Source organism: Bradyrhizobium sp. 45 (assembly GCF_023073155.1).
GTDB classification, from domain to species: Bacteria; Pseudomonadota; Alphaproteobacteria; order Rhizobiales; family Xanthobacteraceae; genus Bradyrhizobium; species Bradyrhizobium canariense_D.
Window position 1 is genome coordinate 1 of record NZ_JADPIX010000142.1, and the last position, 8,644, is coordinate 8,644.

Annotated in this window: 12 protein-coding genes and 4 pseudogenes; 10 read left to right on the plus strand and 6 right to left on the minus strand. The window is 58.3% G+C overall.

All coding sequences use genetic code 11. The features are described from left to right. Positions 1-208, minus strand: a pseudogene (locus IVB42_RS32490) (hypothetical protein); the annotation flags it as partial. Between the two features lie 101 nt (positions 209-309). Next, complete coding sequence (locus tag IVB42_RS32495; RefSeq protein WP_247368056.1) at positions 310-546, minus strand: hypothetical protein; 237 nt, start codon at positions 544-546, stop codon at positions 310-312. Positions 547-751: 205 nt separating this feature from the next. On the opposite strand from IVB42_RS32495, the pseudogene IVB42_RS32500 reads away from it, so the two are divergent. The 4 genes and pseudogenes from IVB42_RS32500 to IVB42_RS32515 form a co-directional block, all read left to right on the plus strand. Continuing rightward, a pseudogene (locus tag IVB42_RS32500) lies at positions 752-970 on the plus strand (hypothetical protein); the annotation flags it as partial. An 86-nt stretch (positions 971-1,056) separates the two neighbouring features. Continuing rightward, positions 1,057-1,311: a hypothetical protein gene (locus IVB42_RS32505; protein ID WP_247368053.1), complete on the plus strand. Its 255-nt coding sequence runs from the start codon at positions 1,057-1,059 to the stop codon at positions 1,309-1,311. Further along, complete coding sequence (locus IVB42_RS32510; RefSeq protein ID WP_247368050.1) at positions 1,308-2,708, plus strand: hypothetical protein; 1,401 nt, start codon at positions 1,308-1,310, stop codon at positions 2,706-2,708. The genes IVB42_RS32505 and IVB42_RS32510 overlap by 4 nt, the downstream gene beginning before the upstream one ends. Before the next feature lie 129 nt (positions 2,709-2,837). Continuing rightward, entirely contained in the window at positions 2,838-3,104 is a 267-nt protein-coding gene (locus IVB42_RS32515; protein WP_247368048.1) for a hypothetical protein, read from the plus strand. 76 nt (positions 3,105-3,180) lie between these two features. On the opposite strand, the gene IVB42_RS32520 is transcribed toward IVB42_RS32515, so the two are convergent. After that, complete coding sequence (locus IVB42_RS32520; protein WP_247368046.1) at positions 3,181-3,408, minus strand: hypothetical protein; 228 nt, start codon at positions 3,406-3,408, stop codon at positions 3,181-3,183. Between the two features lie 350 nt (positions 3,409-3,758). On the opposite strand from IVB42_RS32520, the gene IVB42_RS32525 reads away from it, so the two are divergent. Continuing rightward, a complete protein-coding gene (locus IVB42_RS32525; RefSeq protein WP_247368045.1) occupies positions 3,759-4,193 on the plus strand; it encodes a hypothetical protein in 435 nt (144 codons plus the stop codon). A 466-nt stretch (positions 4,194-4,659) separates the two neighbouring features. Here IVB42_RS32525 and IVB42_RS32530 read toward each other — a convergent pair whose 3' ends face one another. Continuing rightward, positions 4,660-4,860, minus strand: a complete 201-nt coding sequence (locus tag IVB42_RS32530; RefSeq protein ID WP_247368044.1) for a hypothetical protein — start codon at positions 4,858-4,860, stop codon at positions 4,660-4,662. A gap of 417 nt (positions 4,861-5,277) precedes the next feature. Here IVB42_RS32530 and IVB42_RS32535 point away from each other — a divergent pair, with 417 nt between their 5' ends. Together IVB42_RS32535 and IVB42_RS32540 are read left to right on the plus strand one after the other, a co-directional pair. Then, the gene (locus IVB42_RS32535; RefSeq protein WP_247368094.1) at positions 5,278-5,559 is read left to right on the plus strand and encodes a hypothetical protein; all 282 of its coding nucleotides are present in this window, start codon (positions 5,278-5,280) and stop codon (positions 5,557-5,559) included. Between the two features lie 319 nt (positions 5,560-5,878). After that, complete coding sequence (locus IVB42_RS32540; protein ID WP_247368042.1) at positions 5,879-6,133, plus strand: hypothetical protein; 255 nt, start codon at positions 5,879-5,881, stop codon at positions 6,131-6,133. 145 nt (positions 6,134-6,278) lie between these two features. On the opposite strand, the gene IVB42_RS32545 is transcribed toward IVB42_RS32540, so the two are convergent. Continuing rightward, complete coding sequence (locus IVB42_RS32545) at positions 6,279-6,422, minus strand: hypothetical protein (protein WP_247368040.1); 144 nt, start codon at positions 6,420-6,422, stop codon at positions 6,279-6,281. A gap of 339 nt (positions 6,423-6,761) precedes the next feature. On the opposite strand from IVB42_RS32545, the gene IVB42_RS42400 reads away from it, so the two are divergent. Further along, positions 6,762-6,941 carry a hypothetical protein gene (locus IVB42_RS42400; protein ID WP_247411483.1) on the plus strand — a complete coding sequence of 60 codons (180 nt, stop codon included), beginning with the start codon at positions 6,762-6,764 and terminating at the stop codon, positions 6,939-6,941. Between the two features lie 113 nt (positions 6,942-7,054). Here IVB42_RS42400 and IVB42_RS32550 read toward each other — a convergent pair whose 3' ends face one another. Further along, a complete protein-coding gene (locus tag IVB42_RS32550; RefSeq protein ID WP_247399183.1) occupies positions 7,055-7,204 on the minus strand; it encodes a hypothetical protein in 150 nt (49 codons plus the stop codon). Positions 7,205-7,421: 217 nt separating this feature from the next. On the opposite strand from IVB42_RS32550, the pseudogene IVB42_RS32555 reads away from it, so the two are divergent. Both IVB42_RS32555 and IVB42_RS32560 read left to right on the plus strand, forming a co-directional pair. Further along, positions 7,422-7,868, plus strand: a pseudogene (locus IVB42_RS32555) (ATP-binding protein); the annotation flags it as partial. Positions 7,869-7,967: 99 nt separating this feature from the next. Next, positions 7,968-8,644 (plus strand): annotated as a pseudogene (locus tag IVB42_RS32560) (IS5/IS1182 family transposase); the annotation flags it as partial.

The window sequence follows — 8,644 nt, forward strand, 5'->3', positions numbered from 1 at the left end:
CGTCGATCTCATCCTTCGGCCGCCGCCCCAGCAGTGCCCATATTGCCGAAAGAAAATCCTTGAAAAACAGCGGCGAAAACACATTCTGCCAAAGTAGTGCTAGCTCCTGAACACGTTCCCGTGCTTCCTGCTCGTCGGCACAATGCAAATTGGCAACGCTTATAACGTGGCGGTCGTGATCCAAAAGGTAAGCTCGGTAGTGCGCCATCCCACCCCTCATCCATCAGTGTCCGGTCGAAGTGCTCGGCTCGTTTCACTGTCAAATTGATCTCCGCCAGAGATCTTGGCTGGCTTGATCCCATCGGACCATCACCTCAATATTTCAATGAGCGTTCTCCAGCCGAGCGCATCGTTAGCCGTCAGAAGCGAACCGCCAAGCCTTGCCAAGTAGTTTGGCAACTCGCAATCGGGACGCGCGTTCATAGTCTCGACAAAGGAGGCGACCGAGTTCTTAAGATCACCTCGGTCGAGATGATCCAAAGCTCGCTGCTTGCACCGCTCGACATATTTGTCGCGCGTCATCTCAAGTAACAGGGAACGTTCCATTCCGCCTCCCCAACTGATGGCTGCTTCCAATAGTGAAGTTGGAGCGGAGTGGATTTGGCCCGTCTGTTCGAAAGGCGACAAACGGATGCGCTTTTCGTCGCAACTGTGGGAATTAGGACACAGACACAGATCGCACAGCCTGTCGGCTCCGGGCGCACGACGGCACAAGTTAAAGCCAGTCTCAGGACCTGCACCTTGTCTATAGTTCCTGACGACTACGCCGAACGCCATCGTTGAACTGATCCACCCGAAGCCGATGTGGCTGATCCTCACGACGGATAAGGAGCGCGATGTCTGGATGCGAGCGCTATCGCAAGCTGCGCAAAGCCGGGTTAGGCCGCGCGAAGCCCATTTGTTCCGCCGCGTGTTCATCACCGCCGAAGCTGCCGCCGAATGGCGGCGGGCGCGCGAGCATGCGTCCTAGGCGACCGAACACGCGGCGGCCTAGCCATAGAAAAGCGGCCCGCCACAGGCCGCCGTCTCCGTCATCCTCTCACGGAATTTTTTAGAATGTCGGTGATGAATCCCATCGCGCCTGCGCACACACAACCATCGAAGCAACAGCGTCAGGCAGCCGCCTATGTCGCCATGGCGCTGCCGGTCATTCCGCTCGCCAAGAGCGCGGATGATCTCCGGACTTGGTGGAATCAGGAGCAGCAGCAAAGGGATAAATACGGTCTCACTGAGACCCAAACTCAAACCTTGATCGAAGCCTGCAAGGAGCACGTCCGTAGCCTCGGCGAAACGCGTGGGGTGCAGCCGTGAACGTGCACGATTGCAATTCGCCGGGCGGCGTCCCGATCGCTGTCGATGATGGTGTCGTCAGTGCCAAGGTGCACGTCACCTTCTTCAGGGATTACGCGGCCACACGCTGCACCACCGAGAATCTGACCTTGATGGAATTGCGTGAACGTGTGCTGAATGCAGCGGCGCGCGAGAAAGGCAAGCTGCCCTGGCTGAAGCTGGCGAAGTTCGGCAACAAGCGCAGCGAGAAGAACAGCTTGCGACACGACGACAACGTGCTGGAGGTCACCGGCGTCGAGCTGGACTATGACGTTGAGCAGGTCAGTTTCGATGATGCAGTGAAGGCGGTCGAAGCGACCGGCATCCACGCGTTGCTCTATACGTCGGCATCGCACACGCCCGAGAAACCGCGCTGGCGACTCATTGCTCCAACTTCCAAGCCGTTGCCGCCCGAGATGCGGTACAAGTTGGCAGCGCGGCTCAATGGGGTCCTGAAAACGACGTTCAACGTCGAGGTGATCGCCAAGAGTGACAGCTTCGCGCTCTCGCAGTCGTACTTCTATGGCTGGGTCTGCGACAGCCCAAAGCCCCACCATTGCGCGAAGGTCGTCCAAGGTGCGTTTATCGACCAGCGCGACGATCTCGCCGTGTACGAGGCGACCGGTCGTCCCCACGCGAGCCGCAACACCGGCTCGGGCAATGCCGGCTCCGACACCAAGCCCGGCCGCAAAGATGATGAGTTGATGGCGCTGCTGGAGGCCAGCCGCACGCCCGGCGAGTGGCACAATTCTATCCGCAACGCGATTGCGACCATGATCGGCCGTGGCTGGTCCAACAGCGTGATCAGGCTGATGTGCAAGAACTACTGCAGCAATGGCTACAGCGATCACGACCTCGACGCCCTGATCGACGGCGCCCGGAAGAAGTGGGGCGCGCCGGACGAGGAGCCGGTCGACACGGCCGCCGTCGGCGCAGACGACGTTGCACGCCTGAACAAGGCGCACGCGGTGCTGCCCATCGGCGGCAAGACCCGCGTCGTGACGTTCGGCGAGCTGGATGAATTCCCCGGCCGCCAAACCATCGTGATGACCCAGTCCGTCGGCGACTTCGTATCCCTCACCAACAAATACCGGCATTTCTATCTGGACAAGAAGGGCGAATTGAAAAGCGAGCCCATGGGCAGCCACTGGATCGGAAGCCAACGGCGGCGGCAATACGACGGCGGCATGGCATTCATGCCGCAGCACGACGGCGACGTTGGCAACAGGCTGAACCTGTGGCGCGGCTTCGGCGCGAAGGCGGTCGAGGGGGATTGCTCGAAGTTTCTCGACTTCATGCGTGACATCATCTGTAGCGGTGACGAAGCGAATTTTGATTATGGATTGAGGCTAAGGCGCTGCAACGGCCGTTGCCGGTAAGGATCGATCCTGTTCGTCTAGGCAAAAGGCGAGGACACTGCGGCGAAGATCCGGGAGGACGAGTTTATGTTCCAGGAACGAATTGCCGCACCCAGACATTCTCCAATTCGAGAATTGAAGGAGAATAGCATGCGCAAGTACTTGTTTGCTGCAGCGATAGTGACTGCGATCACGACACCCGCAATTGCGGATGAAGTTGGTGTTGGAGTTCAGGCCGGTCCAGTGGGCGGAGGCGTCACAGTCGGAGAGGCTCACGAGCACCGGCCTATTGATCGCGACCGCACAACTGTCATCAAGGAGCACGAGCCTCGGGAAAGTGATAGAACGACTGTCATTAAGAAAGAGAATGAGGACGGCAGCCGAGAGAAGGCCGTCATTCATCACGATAACGAGTAACAAAATAGCCCGGACCAACGTCCGGGCTTTTTCTTGCCTCACTTGCGCACCTGAAACCAAATGCGCCCGCATGTAGTTAGAAGGCATGGATGATAAAGAGGATCTGCAGGCCCACAGTGAACGAGCGCTTGTCGTGGTTGCCCTCAGCACGGCAACGCTGATTGGGTGCGTTGCGCTTTTGGTTTCTCAATTCTGAGGTTCTCTCATGAAGAAAAAAGAGGGCCGAAGCCCTCTCAACATCAGTACCGACGATAGCCCCGATGGTAGCCATAGCCGCGACGTACATAGGGGCGGCGGACGACATAGGCTCCTCGCCGATACACGGGTCGCGTGCGGACGCACCCGCGCGGACCGCACACCATTGCAACGCTCTCGACGTTGGAGGACTGGAACTGTCCCATAGGGGCGAGCGGCATTGCTGAAGCGGCTCCGGTCGAAAGCACTGCGCCACCCAAGGCGGCCAATGCGAAAAGTGCGTACCTAAATTTCATCTAGTTTCTCCCGTTGAGTGTAGTCTCCGCAGGCAGCGTAGAGGTTCCTCTCTGAACAAGGGATGACCGTGACGACCGGCGAGTGCAAGCATGATCTGAACACAGAGAGTTCCCAATCAAGCCGTCACTGCAGTAGGAGGCACACTCACCCTCTGGAAGACTCTTGGTCGCACAGATTGGCATGTCGGATGTCGGGGTGCATGCTTCTTGCAGCCAATTCCTTGGAGCTGCCCGTGCATTCTCCGAAGACCTTAACAAGCTGTCCATTGGCGAGGTGCTCCCAGTACTCCGCCTCGGCGAGCAGGTTCCAGTTTCTGTCGGGATGGTACGCGGCGCTCTGTCGACACAGCGACGCCATCGCGCGCAATCGGCGTACAGTTTCCATTCACTTTCCTCCCGCTGTTTTTACTTTTCCCCACCTTATTTTGTGTTTTTGCGTCACAGCCATCATGATTATGAACTAGAAATATTTTTAAGTTTTTCCGATCGCCAATCAAGCGAGTTGATGGCGCGATTCTTGCGAACCGATTTTCGGTTCGGCTTCGCACTTGGGTTTAACGCACGCGGCACTGCCGGCGGGCGTTTGTTCCACGCCTGAAACCTTTAGAGCACGCCCACACGCCTCGTTCCGGCCTGCCTGGAAGAGCTGATAGTCGGGCGCCCGAGAATGTCTAACCACCAGGGGAGGCTTGTGAGGCGACTACAGGCCGAACCCGCGCAGCTGATCTCGCGCACAAGCCTGAGCGCCAAGTCACCACGTCGGCCGTACAAGAGCGCCTTATCGAGCTGCGGCATGGTCTCGGTAGCTTGGTGCCTCGATCTCCATGTAGATCCCTCGCTTCCGGGTAAGCATCAGGGCACCGCCCCTGCGCGGCCTTACCGTTTCAGTTTTATATCGACCTTCTCAATCAGTTGGCGGGATTGCCAAATGCTGTCCTTAGACATCGCCACCAACTCCGCTGTGACGGAATCCTGTTGGAGCTTCCGGTGGCGGAAGGTTAAGACCGATTCAATTATCTTTCGAAGATGCTCAAGGGGATCAAAAGTATCTTCTGCCATGGCATTTACTTTGGCGGTTGCAGGCCGGGCGAAGTAAGCCAATCAGTGATATGGGCGCCGGTCTCGGCAATCCTCGCTTGCCTCAGCAAGCTCTCGCGTTCCGTGCCGGCGGGCAACTCCTCTGCCCATGCTTTAAGCTTGGCGGCCTGGTCGGCCATCCTTTCTTCAAGGGAGCGGGTTTGCTTCACTCTGCGGCGCTCTGGCATGGCGCACTCCTTGAGCAGTTAACGACGGCTGGCTCCGTAACAGCGTTGGCTTAGTTTCAGTTCCCGGAACGAAACTAGTTTCAACCTCAAGCTCAGATACGGGCAGCACCGATATTTCGCAGTCGCTGTTTGTTCTTTAGGACTGAATTCCTTGATTTATCCCAAGGGTCCGACAGCGAGTGAGAACAAGGCGGCAACCGAGAACGGATTGCGAACCGCACGGCCGCGCCACGTCAACTTCCTCTTTGATACCCGTCACCGATCTTTCTGGCCACGAGCGGAGTTGCTTGCGGGCCAAAAGGGGCCGATTACTCTAGCGACGCCTCCCCAAATGCGGCCTATTCGTGAGCAAATGTGAAGCGAAGCAAAACGCTCGCGACGCGGTCGGTTGTCCGATGCGATGAAAAGTGAGTGTCAATGATTGCTTTCTTAGGCGTGGTATTCGCGATGGACGTTGACGGCAAAGCTACGTTCGCCTTCGAGGCCAGGAATTTCCGGGAAGCGTCCCAGTTATGCAAAGAGGGCTGGGTTCGTGAGGACTTGGCCACGATTACATCGAACGGCATCCCGCTTTGCTCCTCCACGGCCAAGTTGGCAGTTCGCAGAGCTGACGAAGCCGAGATTGTCATCTATCGAAAGGCAGCTCTCCAAACTCAGACCGAAGACTTGGTCCTAGCATATCTTGTCGATTTAGATTGAGCGTAGCGACCTTCGCCCGTGGCGCGCGCTTCCGGGAAGAGAGTGGTATCAGTGTCTATTACTTCTGCTCTGGGGTCATCACCGGTCATTCCACGCTCGCACTAGACAGGGCCGGTGTACTGCTAATAGCGGACCTTTTCACACCCACGGCGCCCGGTAGTCTGGCTCTGACCCGATCCACCAAGACAGTTCGCCGGGCCGTAGTCATCCGGCGATGGATCCGGTGCTGGAGCATTCACACAACGCCTGATAAGTGCGGCGACGGCGTTGGCTTTAACCGTACCGTCTAAAGTTCACTTCTGCTCGCTGAGCAAGTGCTATGCTGTATTCCAGCGGGGGCAGCACGTTGGCCATTTACCGAATAATGCAGAACCTACCTCTGGGCCCGGACGAAATCGCCCGGCTTTCGACGGCTTACGAACAGGCCCTGCACGCCATCGGCGTAGAAGATCGGAGCGACCCTCTCACCGAGCTGATCGCCAAGAAGATAATCGAGATCGGCCAGACCGGCCTCAAAGACCCCGCCCAAATTTGTAGTCGGGCCGTCGAAGCATTGGACCTGCCGAAAGCGTGATCACGGGAACCGTTTCTGTTCGGGCACAATCCAGTTTGCGGTTTCGAATACCGGCCGCAGCACATCGCCGCCCAGCTTGCCGAGAAACGCTACGCACTGGCGGAATGCCCTGACCAAGCGTGACCAGCCTGGGCCGCATCAAGTTTCAATTTGCCGGGTGATCCAGCGCGCGCGCGCCGGTCGTGTACTCCTTGGCGGCCTGCATAAACTCGTCAGGGGCGTCCATCAGGTCATCAGGTGAACGTTCCGCGCTGAAGATGCGCTGCTCGACTGGAGTACTGAGCGGCATCTTCCTCTTTGAATGCGCGGGCGTGCTCTAGCTTGGTGACCATTTCGGCTGCGCGATGTGAACAATTTCTACATTTGCTGTGCTTTTGCACGTTCATGAAGCGCCACCAGCGTCGCGATCTCGTCCGGCGCAAACCAGATCACACCATCGTCAAATGGCTGACTAGTTGCCAACTGTTGGTTAGTCGCCGACTAACAGTCAGTCTGATGTTGGCTAGTCGCCACCTAGCAATAGTTCAAGTTTTAGCTGACGACACGCATACATCAACGCCAGCGTCTCTTGATACTGTAGTTCGGCGTGCTATTACGCACGCCCATTTAATCGGCTCGGAGAGCATCAGTGGCTAAAACGACTAAGACCAAACGCAAAGAATACACGAATGAAGACGTTAAACTGATTAAATCGCATTCCAAAGCTCGCACCCCTGTCGCCAAACTTTCGAAACTGATGAAGCGGTCCGAAGGTTCGCTGAGACAGAAGGCGCTCGCGCTCGGTATCGGTCTGGGTCATCAGCGGTAGCCACAGGCCATACCCAACCAAAACGGCCCCGGCGCTTGAAGCACTCCGGGGCCGTTCAAGATCATCAGGTACGGGTACGTCCGCCGCGCCATCCGATCAAAAATTATCGCCGACTACGATACCTGACCAAGGTGGGATGTGGAAACGGCACGATTGAGGTAATCACATTCGGCGCGAAAGCGCTCCGCCTCGGCCTCGGCCTTGCGCCAGTCAGCGCGACGCCGGTGCTCAATCGCCAACGCCTTGCGTGTCTCGACATCCAAGATGAACCCTCGAAGGACAGCCCGGCCTACAAGCGGTACCGGCGCATGGAACAGGCGTGGCGCTCATTGGCAGAAGAGCAGGAATGGCTGGACGGCGAAGTGCCACCGCTTGGGACGGATCACGCCGACGTATCGACAAGGCCGCCTGGTTAGGACGTCTCTTTTCAGAGACTTGCGGCGATAGCTCATGCCGCCACTGAGAGACTCCAGCTTCACAGGGGCAACCGGGCTCGGCAAAAGCTGGATTGCCTGCGCCCTCGGCCAAAAGGCCTGCCGCGACAATCGTTCGGTCCAGTATCACCGCGTGCCGCGCCTGTTCGAAGCGCTCGCCCTGGCTCGCGGCGACGGCCGATATGGCCGGCTGCTCAAAACCATCGGCCGCATTCAACTTCTGATTCTCGATGATTGGGGCCTGTCAGTTCTAAATCCGCCCGAACGGCGCGACCTTCTGGAGATCCTCGATGATCGCCACGGTCGCGCCTCCACAATCGTCACCAGTCAGGTCCCTGTTGAACATTGGCACGACGTTATCGGCGACCCAACCCTCGGCGACGCCATCCTGGATCGCCTCGTTCACAACGCTCACCGTCTGCAACTCTCCGGAGAAAGCATGCGAAAGCAGAACGCCCGCAATCAAACTCTTGACGCCAACTCAAACCCCTGAACCAATCACCCATGTCGGTCAAAGCCGCTGCTCATCATCGCGCGAAACAGCTGCTCACGATCGCCTGAAATCGCCGCTCACCATCGCCGAAATACGCACTATTCTCGCGTGGCCAAGGCCGCTGCGATGATGGCGGGCCGCTACGCCCATGCCAAACAGTTCAGCCGGCATCAGCGGCAGTTGCGTATCCTGCGCAGCCGGCTGGGCCGGATCATCCGCGACATCCGTCGCAAGATCGAGCGCCAGCCAGCCCTCGAGGAGGCATTCGCCCTTCCGCTTGGCCGAGCCAGCCAGATCCGCTCCCAGCAGCAGCGCCAGCGCGGCTGGAAGCTCTATTCATTTCATGCCCCGGAGGTGGAGTGCATCGGCAAAGGCAAGGCCTCAGCCCCTTACGAGTTCGGCGTGAAGGCCTCCATCGTCACCAACAATCGCCGAGCTCCCGGTGGCCTGTTCGTACTGCATGCCAGGTCGCTGCCCGATAATCCCTACGACGGTCATACCCTGCGGGACGTCATCGACCGCACCGAGGCGCTCACCGGCTGTCCGATCGAGCGGGCCTATGTCGACAAGGGATATCGCGGCCACGACACGCAAAATCCACGTCGCGTCTTCATTTCGGGCCAGAAGCGCGGCGTGTTCGGCGCCATCAAGCGCGAGCTCCGGCGCCGCTCCGCCATCGAGCCCATCATCGGACATCTGAAGGCCGAAGGTCACCTTGGCCGCTGCTATCTCAAAGGCCGCGCCGGCGACGCCGCCAACGTCGTGCTCTCAGCAGT